16 protein-coding genes are annotated in these 13318 nt (G+C 59.9%); 11 read left to right on the forward strand and 5 right to left on the reverse strand.

The window, feature by feature from the left end; translation table 11 throughout:
* Positions 1-152 precede the first annotated feature (152 nt).
* The 6 genes from speB to AB4N33_RS14635 all read left to right on the forward strand — a co-directional run bounded on the left by speB (position 153) and on the right by AB4N33_RS14635 (position 5659).
* Positions 153-1103 (forward strand): agmatinase, encoded by a 951-nt coding sequence (gene speB / locus AB4N33_RS14610; RefSeq protein ID WP_476457620.1) that lies wholly within the window; start codon positions 153-155, stop codon positions 1101-1103.
* A gap of 9 nt (positions 1104-1112) precedes the next feature.
* On the forward strand, positions 1113-1535 hold the full coding sequence (locus AB4N33_RS14615) for a YybH family protein (RefSeq protein ID WP_460117225.1): 423 nt from the start codon (positions 1113-1115) through the stop codon (positions 1533-1535).
* 54 nt (positions 1536-1589) lie between these two features.
* Positions 1590-3095, forward strand: a complete 1506-nt coding sequence (locus AB4N33_RS14620; RefSeq protein WP_476457621.1) for a purine-cytosine permease family protein — start codon at positions 1590-1592, stop codon at positions 3093-3095.
* A 77-nt stretch (positions 3096-3172) separates the two neighbouring features.
* Positions 3173-4552, forward strand: a complete 1380-nt coding sequence (locus AB4N33_RS14625; RefSeq protein ID WP_460117227.1) for a sodium:solute symporter family protein — start codon at positions 3173-3175, stop codon at positions 4550-4552.
* Positions 4553-4637: 85 nt separating this feature from the next.
* Positions 4638-5363, forward strand: coding sequence for an MBL fold metallo-hydrolase (locus tag AB4N33_RS14630; RefSeq protein ID WP_460117228.1), 726 nt, complete (start codon positions 4638-4640; stop codon positions 5361-5363).
* Between the two features lie 44 nt (positions 5364-5407).
* Positions 5408-5659: an acyl carrier protein gene (locus tag AB4N33_RS14635; RefSeq protein ID WP_476457622.1), complete on the forward strand. Its 252-nt coding sequence runs from the start codon at positions 5408-5410 to the stop codon at positions 5657-5659.
* A 97-nt stretch (positions 5660-5756) separates the two neighbouring features.
* On the opposite strand, the gene AB4N33_RS14640 is transcribed toward AB4N33_RS14635, so the two are convergent.
* Together AB4N33_RS14640 and ptrR are read right to left on the reverse strand one after the other, a co-directional pair.
* The gene (locus AB4N33_RS14640; RefSeq protein WP_257737111.1) at positions 5757-5885 is read right to left on the reverse strand and encodes a PA1414 family protein; all 129 of its coding nucleotides are present in this window, start codon (positions 5883-5885) and stop codon (positions 5757-5759) included.
* Positions 5886-6024: 139 nt separating this feature from the next.
* Entirely contained in the window at positions 6025-6918 is an 894-nt protein-coding gene (gene ptrR, locus AB4N33_RS14645; RefSeq protein ID WP_460140017.1) for a putrescine utilization regulator PtrR, read from the reverse strand.
* A 104-nt stretch (positions 6919-7022) separates the two neighbouring features.
* Here ptrR and AB4N33_RS14650 point away from each other — a divergent pair, with 104 nt between their 5' ends.
* Positions 7023-8204 carry an MFS transporter gene (locus AB4N33_RS14650; RefSeq protein ID WP_476457623.1) on the forward strand — a complete coding sequence of 394 codons (1182 nt, stop codon included), beginning with the start codon at positions 7023-7025 and terminating at the stop codon, positions 8202-8204.
* Positions 8205-8206: 2 nt separating this feature from the next.
* On the opposite strand, the gene AB4N33_RS14655 is transcribed toward AB4N33_RS14650, so the two are convergent.
* Together AB4N33_RS14655 and AB4N33_RS14660 are read right to left on the reverse strand one after the other, a co-directional pair.
* Positions 8207-8596 (reverse strand): DUF2177 family protein, encoded by a 390-nt coding sequence (locus AB4N33_RS14655; RefSeq protein ID WP_476457624.1) that lies wholly within the window; start codon positions 8594-8596, stop codon positions 8207-8209.
* Between the two features lie 44 nt (positions 8597-8640).
* The gene (locus AB4N33_RS14660) at positions 8641-9477 is read right to left on the reverse strand and encodes a CvfB family protein (protein WP_460117233.1); all 837 of its coding nucleotides are present in this window, start codon (positions 9475-9477) and stop codon (positions 8641-8643) included.
* 356 nt (positions 9478-9833) lie between these two features.
* On the opposite strand from AB4N33_RS14660, the gene AB4N33_RS14665 reads away from it, so the two are divergent.
* The 3 genes from AB4N33_RS14665 (at position 9834) to AB4N33_RS14675 (ending at position 11857) form a co-directional block, all read left to right on the forward strand.
* Complete coding sequence (locus tag AB4N33_RS14665) at positions 9834-10013, forward strand: hypothetical protein (protein ID WP_460117234.1); 180 nt, start codon at positions 9834-9836, stop codon at positions 10011-10013.
* A gap of 186 nt (positions 10014-10199) precedes the next feature.
* Entirely contained in the window at positions 10200-10922 is a 723-nt protein-coding gene (locus AB4N33_RS14670) for a TorF family putative porin (RefSeq protein ID WP_476457625.1), read from the forward strand.
* 65 nt (positions 10923-10987) lie between these two features.
* On the forward strand, positions 10988-11857 hold the full coding sequence (locus AB4N33_RS14675; RefSeq protein WP_476457626.1) for a DUF6279 family lipoprotein: 870 nt from the start codon (positions 10988-10990) through the stop codon (positions 11855-11857).
* 113 nt (positions 11858-11970) lie between these two features.
* Here AB4N33_RS14675 and AB4N33_RS14680 read toward each other — a convergent pair whose 3' ends face one another.
* Positions 11971-12360: a transcriptional regulator gene (locus AB4N33_RS14680; protein ID WP_460117237.1), complete on the reverse strand. Its 390-nt coding sequence runs from the start codon at positions 12358-12360 to the stop codon at positions 11971-11973.
* Between the two features lie 177 nt (positions 12361-12537).
* Between AB4N33_RS14680 and AB4N33_RS14685 the strand changes: the two genes are divergently transcribed.
* The gene (locus AB4N33_RS14685) at positions 12538-13272 is read left to right on the forward strand and encodes a DUF899 domain-containing protein (protein ID WP_476457627.1); all 735 of its coding nucleotides are present in this window, start codon (positions 12538-12540) and stop codon (positions 13270-13272) included.
* Positions 13273-13318: the final 46 nt, after the last annotated feature.

The raw sequence follows: 13318 nt of genomic DNA on the forward strand, positions 1-13318 counted from the left end.
CCGTCATTAGTTTAGAAAAATCTGAACTAAGTATTTGCCCGTAGCGATTCTTCCGCCCCACACCATTTCGCAGAATCGCCCCACAACGGTGCCCGAGCCTTCCCGGCCTGTGCCACCGCCATAACTAAAACAACGACGATGAGGCCTTACCCGTGGACAAGATTCTCCACCAACCACTGGGCGGCAACGAAATGCCGCGCTTCGGCGGCATCGCCACCATGCTCCGACTCCCCCATGTACCGACCGCTGCCGGCCTGGACGCTGCCTTCGTAGGCGTGCCGCTGGACATCGGTACTTCGCTGCGCCCCGGCACCCGCTTCGGACCGCGCGACATCCGCACCGAATCGGTGATGATACGCCCGTACAACATGGCCACCGGTGCTGCCCCGTTCGACTCGCTGTCGGTGGCCGACATCGGCGACGTGGCGATCAACACTTTCAACCTGCTGGATGCCGTACGCATCATCGAAGAAGCCTACGACAACATCCTTGAACACGACGTGATCCCGCTCACCCTGGGCGGCGACCACACCATCACCCTACCGATCCTGCGTGCTATCCACAAAAAGCACGGCAAGGTAGGCCTGGTGCACATCGACGCCCATGCCGATGTCAACGATCACATGTTCGGCGAGAAAATCGCCCACGGCACCACTTTCCGTCGCGCCGTCGAGGAAGGCCTGATCGACCCCGACCGCGTCGTGCAAATCGGCCTGCGCGCCCAGGGTTACACCGCCGACGACTTCAACTGGAGCCGTGACCAGGGTTTCCGTGTGGTCCAGGCCGAAGAGTGCTGGCACAAATCCCTCGCGCCGCTGATGGCCGAGGTTCGCGAGAAAGTCGGTGGCGGGCCGGTGTACCTGAGTTTCGACATCGACGGCATCGACCCCGCCTGGGCGCCGGGCACCGGCACCCCGGAAATCGGTGGCCTGACGACCATTCAGGCGATTGAAATCGTCCGTGGCTGCCAGGGCCTCGACCTCATCGGGTGCGATCTGGTAGAAGTCTCGCCCGCCTACGACACCACCGGCAACACCTCGCTGCTGGCCGCCAACCTGCTGTACGAAATGCTCTGCGTACTGCCCGGCGTCGTCCATCGCTGAGGACCGGCCATGACTGAACATGATCAGGTTTTGAAAGCGGCCGCCGACCTGGTAGCCGCCTTCGCCCGCAATGATCGCGAAGCTTATTTCGGCGCCTTCAGCGTTGATGCCAGCTTCGTGTTCTACACCCTCGAACAGCCCCTGCTGTCGCGCGATGCCTACCAGGCGATGTGGGACAGCTGGCGCGCCGAGGATGGCTTCGAGGTGGTGTCGTGCACTTCGAGCAACGCCTTCGTCAGCCTGCAGGGTGATGTGGCGATTTTCATCCATGACGTGGCCACCGAGCTGCGCATGCAAGGGGAGCAACACTTCAGCCAGGAACGCGAGACGATTGTTTTCAAAAAACAAGCGTCTGGCCAAGAACAACAAGGCTTGTGGCTGGCCTGTCACGAACATTTATCCGCGATGCCGGAAGGGCTGCCCACACCTTAGCCAAACAGGTGACGCTCACACACGATGAGCGCGCCTTTATGATCGGAGCAGATCATGAATAACAACAACAACGACCAAAGCCTTACGCAGATTGAAACCCACGGGGTCGAACAGATCCCGGACAACGAGCGCACCGCCGGCCCAACGGACCTGTTCCGGATGATCTTCGGTGGCGCCAACACCTTTGCCACCGCCGTGCTTGGCAGCTTTCCGGTGCTGTTTGGCCTGTCTTTCCAGGCGGGCGTCGCGGCGATTGTGGCCGGTGTGCTGCTCGGTTCGCTGATTCTTGCGCCCATGGGCCTGTTCGGCCCGCTTAACGGCACCAACAACGCCGTGTCGTCCGGTGCGCACTTTGGCGTACACGGACGGATCGTCGGTTCGTTCCTGTCGTTGCTGACCGCCATCGCCTTTTTCTCGCTGTCGGTGTGGAGCTCGGGTGATGCGTTGATCGGTGGGGCGAAACGCCTGATCGGTCTGCCGGAAACCGACCTGACCCTGGGCCTGGCCTACGGTCTGTTCGCGATTCTGGTACTGACGGTGTGCATCTACGGCTTCCGTTTTTTGCTGTGGGTCAACAAGGTCGCGGTGTGGAGCGCCAGCCTGCTGTTCCTGCTGGGCGTCTTCGCCTTCGCCGGTCCTTTCGATGTGAACTACGCCGGCACCGTGAACCTGGGTCAACCGGGCTTCTGGGCAGCGTTCATCGGCGCGGCACTGGTGGCAATGAGCAACCCGATTTCCTTCGGTGCGTTCCTCGGCGACTGGTCACGCTACATCCCGCGCCACACCCCCAAGGCCCGGATCATGCTGGCCGTGGTGTTCGCGCAAGTCGCCACGTTCATCCCGTTCCTGTTTGGCCTCGCCACCGCCACTATCGTCGCGATCAAGGCGCCGGACTACATTGCCGCCAACAACTACGTCGGTGGCCTGCTGGCCGTTTCGCCGAGCTGGTTCTTCCTGCCGGTGTGCCTGATCGCAGTGATTGGCGGCATGTCCACCGGCACCACCTCGCTGTATGGCACCGGGTTGGACATGTCCAGTGTGTTCCCGCGCGTGCTGTCACGGGTCAAGGCCACGCTGCTGATCGGGGTGCTGTCGATTGCCTTCATCTTCATCGGGCGCTTTGCCGCGAACCTGGTGCAGAGCGTGTCGACCTTCGCCGTGCTGATCATCACCTGCACGACGCCATGGATGGTGATCATGATCATCGGCCTTCTGGTGCGTCGGGGCTTCTATTGCCCGGATGACCTGCAAGTGTTCACCCGAGGGGAAAAAGGTGGCCGTTACTGGTTCGCCCACGGCTGGAACTGGCGCGGGCTGGGTGCCTGGATCCCGAGTGCACTGGTGGGCCTGTGCTTCGTCAACCTGCCCGGGCAATTCGTCGGCGTGCTCGGCAACCTGGCAGACGGCATCGACATCAGTCTGCCGGTCACCCTGGGCCTGGCGTCGGTTGTGTATCTGGTGCTGCTGAGTCTGTTCCCGGAACCGGCAGCGGTGTACGGGCCGGGGGATGTTCGTAGCAAGGGTGCGGCTGCGGATACTGCGTTGCGTCAGGTGGCCTGAAACCTTCCCTTGTAGGAGCGGTGCTCGCCAAAAGAACTTTGTTTCACCATAAAAAAGACAATCGGAGACACGCCATCATGGCATTGGATTTATTCGTCGTACTCATTTACGCCGCTGCGATGCTGGTTCTCGGCTACTTCGGCATGCGCAAGGCCAAGACCAACGAAGAGTTTCTGGTCGCCGGACGCAACCTCGGCCCAACCCTGTACATGGGCACCATGGCGGCCACGGTACTGGGCGGCGCTTCCACGGTCGGCACCGTGCGCCTGGGTTACGTGCATGGCATCTCCGGCTTCTGGCTGTGCGCCGCACTGGGTTGCGGGATCGTGGCGCTGAACCTGTTCCTCGCCAAACCGCTGTTGAAACTCAAGATCTACACCGTGACGCAGGTGCTGGAAAAGCGCTACAACCCGATGGCCCGCTCAGCGAGCGCGGTGATCATGCTGGCGTACGCACTGATGATCGGCGTGACCTCGATCCTGGCCATCGGCACCGTGCTGCAAGTGCTGTTCGGCCTGCCCTTCTGGATCTCGGTACTGCTCGGGGGTGGCGTGGTGGTGGTCTATTCGGCCATCGGCGGCATGTGGTCACTGACCCTGACCGACATCGTCCAGTTCATCATCAAGACTGTCGGCCTGATGTTCATCCTTTTGCCGATCTGCCTGTACCGCGTCGGCGGCTGGGATGAACTGGTGACCAAACTGCCGGCGGCGAGCTTCAGCTTCACCACCATCGGTTGGGACACGATCATCACCTACTTCATGATCTACTTCTTCGGCATCCTGATCGGTCAGGACATCTGGCAACGGGTATTCACCGTCAAGACCGCCAAGGTCGCGCAATACGCCGGCACCGCTGCGGGTCTCTACTGCATCCTCTACGGGCTGGCCTGCGCCCTGATCGGCATGGCTGCGCACGTGCTGATCCCGGACCTGGACAACGTCAACAATGCGTTCGCCGCCATCGTCAAACTGTCCCTGCCGGACGGCATCCGTGGCCTGGTGATCGCCGCCGCACTCGCCGCGATGATGTCCACTGCCAGCGCGGGCCTGCTCGCGGCCGCCACCACCCTGAGTGAAGACCTGCTGCCCAAACTGCGCGGCGGCAAGCAATCGAGCCTGAGCCTCAACCGTCTGGTGACCCTGTTGACCGGTGTGGTCGTGCTGGGTATCGCCTTGGTAGTGAACGATGTGATCAGCGCCCTGACCCTGGCTTACAACCTGCTGGTGGGCGGCATGTTGATCCCGTTGATGGGGGCCATCTTCTGGAAGCGTGCAACCACTGGCGGCGCCATCGCCAGCATGGGCATGGGTTTTGCCACCGCGTTGCTGTTCATGTTCAAGGACGGTCTGGACGCCAACACCCCCATCTACTACAGCCTGGCCGTAGGCCTGGTGAGTTTTGTGGTGGTGAGCCTGATGTCCCGCCGCCCGGCAGTGGTGGCCAGCGCCATCTAGGCTGAACATAAAGTTACGATGCTTTCTTCGACGAGTGTGGCGTCGGTCGCCACACTCGTTTTTTTTCGTCCGGAGAAAACCCTAGATGAAAATCGTTCCCCGCAATCAATGGTTCGAAGTCAAACAGCTCAGCGACGGCATCCGCCTGATTCATGAGCCGTGGATACGCCCCTTTTACCGCTGCAACCTTTGGCACATCCAGGGCCGCGAGAAGGACTTGCTGCTCGACAGCGGTTCCGGCCTGGTCAGCCTGCGCGAACAATTGCCGTGGATAACCGAGCGGCCACTGGTGGCGGTGGCCAGTCATTGCCATTTCGATCACATCGCCGGCCACCATGAATTTTCCGAACGCCTGGTGCATCCCGCCGAAGCCGACATCCTCGCGACGCCTGACGGCGAAAACGATTTGAGCCGCGCCTTCGTCGGCGACGACATGTTCGAAGCGCACCCCGACTGCCCATTGTGTTACGCCGAATATCGGGTCAAGGCTGCGCCAGCCACCGGCACAATCGAAGAAGGCGACGTACTGGACCTGGGCAATCGCGTCCTGCAGGTGCTGCACACGCCCGGCCATTCACCAGGCGGTATCAGCCTGTATGAAGCCACCAGCGAAACCCTCTTCAGCGGTGACATCATCTACGACGGACCACTGATCGAAGACGCCTACCACTCCAACCTCGACGACTACGCCCGCAGTTTGCAACGGCTGCGCACGTTGCCCATCCGCACGGTACACGGTGGCCATTTCGGCAGTTTTTCCGGGGAACATTTACGGCACATGATTGACGAGTGGCAGCGCTCGCACGAGTGAAGGCTGCTGTACTCAATGCACCAACAACGTGTTGAAGAACCGTTATGAAAAAAGCTGCCGTGCGTGCCGCCGTGCATCGCTTCATCAGCCGATTGCTTGAAGACCAGGAGGACTTCGACGATCACACCAGTCTGGCGGAGTTGGGTTTGGATAAAGCCGATATCGAAGACCTGATCTTTCATCTGGAAGATGAATTGGGCCTGACGGCGTTAACCGCAGAAGAAGACCGGATACTCAAGGCCGCCAGGACGGCGAATGATTTGAGCCGGTTTTTGATTGCCATCGGACGGCATTGACCGGGCACTTTCGACAGCGCCCTGCTGCCCGGCGCCCGAAGCGGCACTGGCCTCGCGGTGCTCGCTAGTGGCTACAGCAACTGCCTATCGGTCGCAATTACCGGCGGCGCTGCTGGCGTCGACGCTGCTCGTCGTCCGTACGGATCGGCACAGGTTGCATCGGTGGTTCGATCAAACCGAGTGCTACACCGAGGTCATGGAGCCAGTTCTGGATTTTCTCTTTCATGGTGCCCCCTTCAGGGTAATACCGGGTGGCTGAAATTTCGCAGCCCCTTCGCACTGATAATAGTCCGAAGTCCTACGCAATGTGCAGCAAAATCCGCAATGATCTGTTACTGAATTGATCCAAATATCTGACCGATCGTTCAAGCCGTAACCTTCACGGGAATGGCAGCCTCTGGAAAGTCCATCTGCTGTTGCTCAATCCACGCATTCAGGTTGGCTCCGACCATGCCCTTGCGCCACATCAGCCAGGTGGTCGCACTGGCGAACGGCTCGGTCAACGGGTGCACGGCGACGCTCTCGCGCCCCGGCAGGCTGGCGAGCATCGACTCCGCCATCAACGCCACTCCGGAACCGGCGATCACGCAGGCGAGCATGCCCTGATAAGACTCGATCTCCATCGCCCGGCCCATGGTCGCGTGATAATGCGCAAACCAGGCTTCCAGACGCATGCGGTACGAACAGCCTTGGCGAAAGGTGAACACCGCCCGCCCCTGCACATCCAGCGCACTGTGTACCGGCGGGTGATCGGCTTCGCTGATCAGCACCAGCCGTTCGTGGCACAACGGTATGCCGTCGAGCCCGGCCAGCTCCAGCGGGCCGTCCACCAGCGCCGCGTCGAGGCGACCGCTGAGCAAACCTTCGAGCAGTTCTCCGCTGGGCGCCGCCTGCACTTGCAGGTTCACTGCCGGGTACGTGCGGTGATAGCGGGCGAGCAGTCCTGGCAGGTGGATCGCGGCGGTGCTGTACATCGTCCCGAGCACGAAGTCTCCCGCCGGCTGCCCGCCCTGCACTGCCGCCTGAGCCTCGTCATGCAGGCTGAACAGTCTGGCGGTGTAATCCAGCAAGACTTTTCCTGCAGGTGATAGCTGCAAGCGCTGACGCTCGCGCAGGAAGAGTTCTACGCCGAGCTGTTCTTCAAGCTGTTTTAGCCGGGTCGAAAGGTTCGAAGGTACTCGGTGCAAACGCTCGGCGGCGCGGGTGACCGAGCCTTCCTCGGCCACCGCCTGAAAAATCCTCAACTGGCTAAATTCCACGCCATTCTCCAAATCAGAACAAGTTACTCACTATTATTCATTTTTAAAGAAAGTCAATCAGTCCTAGCCTGACGGTCAATGATCCTCTACAGGAATCCCAGACCATGTCGCCCCTGATTCGCTTACTCGCCAGCTTTATCGCGCTCATGATGGCCATGGGCATCGGGCGCTTCGCCCTTACCCCGCAAATGCCGCACCTGCTCAGTGAAGGGCAGATCGACCTGACGGCGGCCGGACTGATCGCCGCCGCCAACTACCTGGGCTATTTCGTCGGTGCCGTGGACGCGATGTTCTGCCGTCGTCCCGCGCAAGTCCGCCAGCGCTTGCTCGGCGGCTTATGGCTGTGTGTAGTGCTGACCCTTGCATCGTTCTGGGCCAACGGTTTCTGGTCTCACCTGCTGCTGCGTTTCGGCACTGGCGTGGCTAGCGCCTGGGTGTTGGTAATGATTACCGCACTGAGCCAGTCAATCGCCGCCGCAGCCGGCCGTCCACGACTGGGTGCGCTGGTTTTTGCCGGACCGGGCTTGGGGATTTTCCTGACAGGACTGCTGGCCTTGGGTTCGAACCTTCTGGGGCAGACCTCTGCCACCTTGTGGCTGGTGTATGCGGCGGTCGGCCTGGTGATGCTGCTGGTGATCCTGCCGTTTCTGCCGCGCCCGGCCGCCAGCGTCACCGCTGCACCGAACGCAGGCCAATTGGGCAATCAAGGCATCGGTCGCCTGGGGATGATCTACGCCTTGTACGGCCTGGGCTACATCATCCCGGCGACGTTCCTCTCGCAAATGGCCAGTGCGCAGTTCCACGGTAAGTGGCAGGCGGATCTGTTCTGGCCGTGCTTTGGCCTGGCATCGGCCCTGGGCGTGGTGCTGGTGAGCCTGCGTCGACACAACCCCGACACCACACGCCATTGGTTGATGGCCACATTGTGGTTGCAGGCGGCAGGCGTGTTTGCCTGCCTGCTGGGAAGCGGTCTGGGCCTGGCGGTGGGGGTGCTGTTGTGCGGCTCGCCGTTCCTGGCTTGCATGCAGTTGGTGATGCAACGCTCGCGGGAACTGGCTCCCCACGCCACCCAGCGTAATGCCGGGCTGTTGACCGCGTGCTTCGCCGTCGGCCAGCTCGCCGGGCCATTGCTCGCCGCCTCGAGCAGCTATTTCAGTGGGGGTCTGCAACCGGCGCTGATCATCGCGGGTAGCGGCTTGCTCGTGGCCGGAGGCTTGGCGTTCGGTTCGGTCAGTACTGGGCGGGGACTCTGCACAAACAACGGCGCATCCACGGCTCAGCGTTGAGATCAGGCCTTGCGCGCGGCGCAATAACCCAGGGTACAGACCACCGTGGTCGCTACCGTCCCCCACGCCATGTCCATCAACACCAAAGGCATCGACCAGCCCTGCAGCGTCGCCCAATTGCTCAGGTCGTAGGTGCCATAGGCGACCAGCCCCAACAAGGCGCCATGACCCGCCGCACGCCGCCAGTGGGTCGCCGGCAATATCACAAGCACCACGCAACCGACGCTATAAAGGAGATAGAACATCGCCGCAGGAATCAGGAGCGGCTGTTCGAGCATCAACGGCCCCAACAACCCCCGGTAGGTCGAGGCCATCAGCACGCCGAGCCACAGCCCGTCGAGCACAAGCAACACCAGCAGGCTGGTGACGTACGCAAGCAGCGCCTTTTTCATCACAACGTCCCCATGTAAGCCACCTACATGGGGCCGGTGCGACGTCAGCTTAGTTCAATGCGGTCGGCATGAATGACAATCTGGCCATTCTTGTACAGCGCACCAATGGCTTTCTTGAAGTTGCCCTTGCTGACGCCGAACAAGCTGCTGATCAACGCCGGATCGCTCTTGTCACTGACCGCCAGGCTACCGCTGTTCTCGCGCAACTTGGCGAGGATCTTCGCGTTGAGACTCGTGGCCGCTTCCTGGCCGACCGGCTGCAGGCTCAGGCTGATCTTGCCATCGGCCCGGACTTCCTTGATAAAACCCTTCTCCTTCATGCCGGAGCGCATGAACTTGAAGATCTCATTCTTGTGGATCAAGCCCCAGTGCTTGTTGTTGATGATCGCCTTGAACCCCATGTCGGTGGCTTCGGCAACCAGCAAATCAACTTCCTGACCCGGCGCGTAGTTAGCCGATGTCTTGTCCAGATAACGGTCCAGGCGTGCGGTCGCGGTGATGCGTCGGGTGTGCTTGTCGAGGTAGACATGCACCACCACGTAATCGCCGGCGGTCATCTGGCGCTTTTCTTCGGAAAATGGCAGCAACAGGTCCTTCGGCAGCCCCCAATCGAGGAAAATGCCGATGCTGTTGACTTCAACAACTTTCAAACTGGCGAATTCACCGACTTGAACTTTCGGCTTCTCGGTAGTTGCGATAAGTTTGTCATCGCTGTCCAAATAAACGAAAACATTGAGCCAGTCTTCATCTTCACTCGGAATATCCTTTGGGATATAACGATTAGGCAAAAGTATTTCGCCGTCCGCACCGCCGTCCAGATATAAACCGAAGTTAGTGTGTTTAACCACTTGCAAACTGTTGTAACGCCCGACTAAAGCCATTTCCAATACCCTCATTGCTTGGGCGGCATTCTACCCGTTTTTGCAGACGGCGCCTGATCCCCTCTCCAGCGACCCGAGAAAATTTCGCTGAAGCCTTCATTTTCATGGTCTGGATTGCGCCCGTTGGGCCACTAGTCAGGACGCCATGAAATCATTCGCCGGACCGACCCGATCAACCACAGGTAGAACATTACTGATGTTCGTATTTAAAACAGCAGCTTAGGGGGATATTTATGCACAACTAAGGTGCCTCACCAGAACGCTGATGGTTATCGAATGGATATTTGGCAAGCAATTATCCGGTCATTCGTGTACGATGGCTGGCCAAATTAAATTCCTACAGGTGATTGGCCGCCATGCGCGTAAAAGCATCCCAAAGCAAAGTTAAGCCAGCTCCAGCCGTTGAAACCAGCGAATCGATCAACGACCAGATTGCCGCTTTCCTCAAATCCGGTGGCGAGATTCAGCAAATCGCCAAAGGCGTGAGCGGCCAGACCTTCGCCCCGTCCAAGCAGATCTCCCTGGGCAAGAAGTAATTCCCCGCGACATCGAGTCCCTGAGCGCTTTGAGCTTCGAAGCGCTTGGACTGCCCCCCCCAACACCCTTCAATCACTGCAAAAATCGACGAACGGCCATCGATGCCGAGCATTCGCCGTTATGCTTGCACGCGTCTAGATCAAGCATTTGATCAGGTTTTCGTCTCGAATCTCCGCAGTCATGGAGTGACGCATGCTCAAGCCCTCTTTTTCCTGCTCGGCAGCCTGCTCTGGTGTTCGCTTGCCAACGCGCAGGTTTTCCAGCGTGAACTGGGAGACTTCGACCTCAAACTGGGCACCACGCCGAGCCGCAGCATGGCGCAAGGGCTGGTCAAGCCTTCGGCCACCGGCTCGTTCCACGGCGGCCTTGACCTGAGCCACGACAGCGGTTTCTACGCGGGCCAGTGGTCTCCCAGCATGGGCTTGAGCGAGGGCAACAACCTCGAAGTCGATTCCTACATGGGTTTTAAACAACCCTTCGATCAGACCCTGGGCTATGAAGTCGGAATGATTCATTACAGCTACCCGAAAGTAGAGACCCTCGACTCCCATGAGTTCTTTGGTGGCCTGACCCTGCTGGGCAGCCGTTTCGGCGCGGCATTCAGCAACGACCCGGACAAACAGAACAGCACACTCTTCGCCGACCTGAGTGGCAACCAGCCGTTCGGTATCGGGATAAGCCTCAAATACACTACCCACCAGCTCAACACCCCGGTCTCGGTGGACGGCGGTTATGTCAGTAGTTTCAACGATTGGTCGCTGAAGTTTTCCCGACCGTTCATGGGCATCGACCTCGACCTGATCTACAGCGACTCCAGCCTCAGCGGCAGCGATTGCAGTGCCTATTCCGGGCGCAACGGACAATGCGACGGCCTGGTCACCCTCAAGGCTGAACGCACGTTCTATTGATCGGCTGAACTGGCAGGCTCATCTTGCGTTCACATGAAAACCCAGGCTTTCGCAAGGACTCGCCCATGTCACGCTGGTTGAAGTGCTTCGCCGTTATCATCACCTTCAGTCTCGCCCTCGGCGCCTGCAGTCGCGTGGGCCTGGCCTATCGCAATCTCGATGTGATCATTCCATGGACGCTCAGCGATTACCTGGACATGAACGGCGAGCAGAAAGGCTGGTTCAACGAACGCCTGAAAGAGCATCTGAGCTGGCACTGCACCACCCAACTGCCCGGCTACCTCGACTGGCTGGACCGTCTGCAAGGGATGGTAGCCACCCACCAGGTCACCGACGCCGCCCTGCAAACCCGGACCCAGGAAGCCAAACAGGCGATCGCCCAGACGGCGCGGGAAATCACGCCTTCAGCTGTCGAGCTGTTGCGGGGACTGGATGATAAGCAAGTGGCGGAAATGAACGAAGCGTTCGCCAAAGACCTGCGCAAACGCCAACAGGAATACTTGAAGCCGCCCCTCGATCAACAGATCAAAGAGCGAAGCGAGCGCATGGAAAAACGCCTGAATGACTGGCTCGGGCCGATCAGCCCGACACAGCAGCAACGCGTGGTCACTTGGTCAAACGCCCTTGGCGATCAGAACACTCAATGGATCGCCAACCGTGCCCACTGGCAAAAGCAATTCAGTGCGGCAGTGGCACAGCGCCAGAGTCCACAATTCCCACAACGCATCGAAACCCTGCTGGTCAATCGCGAAAGCTTGTGGACCGCCGACTACCGCAAGGCTTACGCCGATACCGAAGCCCAGGCCCGCAGCCTGATCGTGGACCTGATGGCCGAAAGCACGCCGGCCCAGCGCCAGCGCTTGCAGAAGAAAATTGAAGGGGTGCGCAAGGACTTTAACGAGTTGAAGTGCCTGAGGGCGGCTAGCCAAGGTTAGCAAGCCGGCCACAGGACTTGTGGGAGCTGGCTTGCCAGCGATAGCGTCCGATCAGTCAACACAACTGTTGAATGTGACGGCCCCATCGCTGGCAAGCCAGCTCCCACAGGGGGTCAGGCAATCTGCGCCTTCGACGCCACCTCATCAAACGTCACCTCATCCAGCGCATCTTCCTGGTCATCCAGCACTTGCCGTGGGTGATCGTTACCGGGGATGCTGCTGTCGATCAGGCTCAACAGTCTTGAGCCACGCATCGTCAGAATATAGTTCGACCCGCTGCCGCCCTCTTCCTCGGGACGAGGCTCAATGTACCCGCGCTCCAGCAGCAACTTTTCGTATTCGCCCGCCACTGCCTTCAGGTGATCGAGGTTTTCCGTCGGCTCGCCTTCCGTGGCCTTCTCGGCCGCATATTGTTCGGCATATGGCCTTGGCGTAAAACTCGGTGCGCCGTTCTGCACTTCGTGCAGCAGGCGTTCGATCAGATCCCAGTTATAAGTCGTCATCCTGTTCAACCTCCAAAGCCCGTGATTGTGATGGCCTTCTTTGGCTGTGACCGGCAGCGTGATCAGCCGTTCAGCCTGGTACTGAGTCACTACCGACCGGCGGTATGTCGATTGACGCGGGGCTTGAACGACTAAGCTACGTCAGTCCCCTCCCAGCATTGCGCAGGAGAAACCTCGATGGACATTCAGAACCACCCCGTGGTGTCGCGAGAAGAATGGCTCGCCGCCCGCAAACAACACCTGGCCCGCGAAAAAGCCTTCACCCGCGAACGGGACAAGCTCAGCGCCGAACGGCGTGCCCTGCCCTGGGTGAAAATCGACAAGGACTATCGCTTCCAGGGCCCCGATGGCGACCTGAAACTGGCGGACCTGTTCGGCAGTCGCAGCCAGTTGATCATCTACCACTTCATGTTCGCCGAAGGCTGGGACGAAGGCTGTCCTGGTTGCTCGTTCCTGTCCGACCACATCGACGGCGCCAATCAGCATCTGGCCCATCACGACATCGCGGTCGTGGCGGTTTCCCACGCACCGCTGGCCGAATTTCAGGCGTTCAAGCGGCGTATGGGCTGGAAGTTCGACTGGGTTTCGTCAACCGGTTGCGATTTCAACTACGACTTTGGCGTCTCGGCCCGAGCGGAAGAGGTGGCCGCCGGCAAGGCCACCTACAACTACGAAAAATCCGACGGTGCCGAAGAAGAGCTTCCGGGCCTCAGCGTGTTTTATCGCAACGACGCCGGGGAAATCTTCCACACCTACTCCACCTATGCCCGCGGCCTCGACCTGCTGGTCGGCGCCTACAACTTCCTCGACCTGACGCCCAAGGGCCGCAACGAGGAGGAAATCATGGAATGGGTGCGGCATCACGATCGCTACGACGACAAGGCGTCTTCGAGCTGCTGCCACGGCGGGTAGATCGCCCTGGACCGCAAACGAAAACGGGCGACCCGAGGGTCGCCCG

The sequence above is a fragment of the Pseudomonas sp. S1_E05 genome (assembly GCF_056337105.1).

Excerpts from the sequence above, each read along its gene's own strand:
- AB4N33_RS14685 (WP_476457627.1), top strand. The coding sequence starts at position 12,538 with ATGGACATTCAGAACCACCCCGTGGTGTCGCGAGAAGAATGGCTCGCC.
- AB4N33_RS14635 (WP_476457622.1), top strand. The coding sequence starts at position 5,408 with ATGAAAAAAGCTGCCGTGCGTGCCGCCGTGCATCGCTTCATCAGCCGA.
- AB4N33_RS14665 (WP_460117234.1), top strand. The coding sequence starts at position 9,834 with ATGCGCGTAAAAGCATCCCAAAGCAAAGTTAAGCCAGCTCCAGCCGTT.
- AB4N33_RS14630 (WP_460117228.1), top strand. The coding sequence starts at position 4,638 with ATGAAAATCGTTCCCCGCAATCAATGGTTCGAAGTCAAACAGCTCAGC.
- AB4N33_RS14655 (WP_476457624.1), bottom strand. The coding sequence starts at position 8,596 with ATGAAAAAGGCGCTGCTTGCGTACGTCACCAGCCTGCTGGTGTTGCTT.
- AB4N33_RS14675 (WP_476457626.1), top strand. The coding sequence starts at position 10,988 with ATGTCACGCTGGTTGAAGTGCTTCGCCGTTATCATCACCTTCAGTCTC.
- AB4N33_RS14650 (WP_476457623.1), top strand. The coding sequence starts at position 7,023 with ATGTCGCCCCTGATTCGCTTACTCGCCAGCTTTATCGCGCTCATGATG.
- AB4N33_RS14640 (WP_257737111.1), bottom strand. The coding sequence starts at position 5,885 with ATGAAAGAGAAAATCCAGAACTGGCTCCATGACCTCGGTGTAGCACTC.
- AB4N33_RS14680 (WP_460117237.1), bottom strand. The coding sequence starts at position 12,360 with ATGACGACTTATAACTGGGATCTGATCGAACGCCTGCTGCACGAAGTG.
- AB4N33_RS14620 (WP_476457621.1), top strand. The coding sequence starts at position 1,590 with ATGAATAACAACAACAACGACCAAAGCCTTACGCAGATTGAAACCCAC.
- AB4N33_RS14625 (WP_460117227.1), top strand. The coding sequence starts at position 3,173 with ATGGCATTGGATTTATTCGTCGTACTCATTTACGCCGCTGCGATGCTG.
- AB4N33_RS14660 (WP_460117233.1), bottom strand. The coding sequence starts at position 9,477 with ATGGCTTTAGTCGGGCGTTACAACAGTTTGCAAGTGGTTAAACACACT.
- AB4N33_RS14615 (WP_460117225.1), top strand. The coding sequence starts at position 1,113 with ATGACTGAACATGATCAGGTTTTGAAAGCGGCCGCCGACCTGGTAGCC.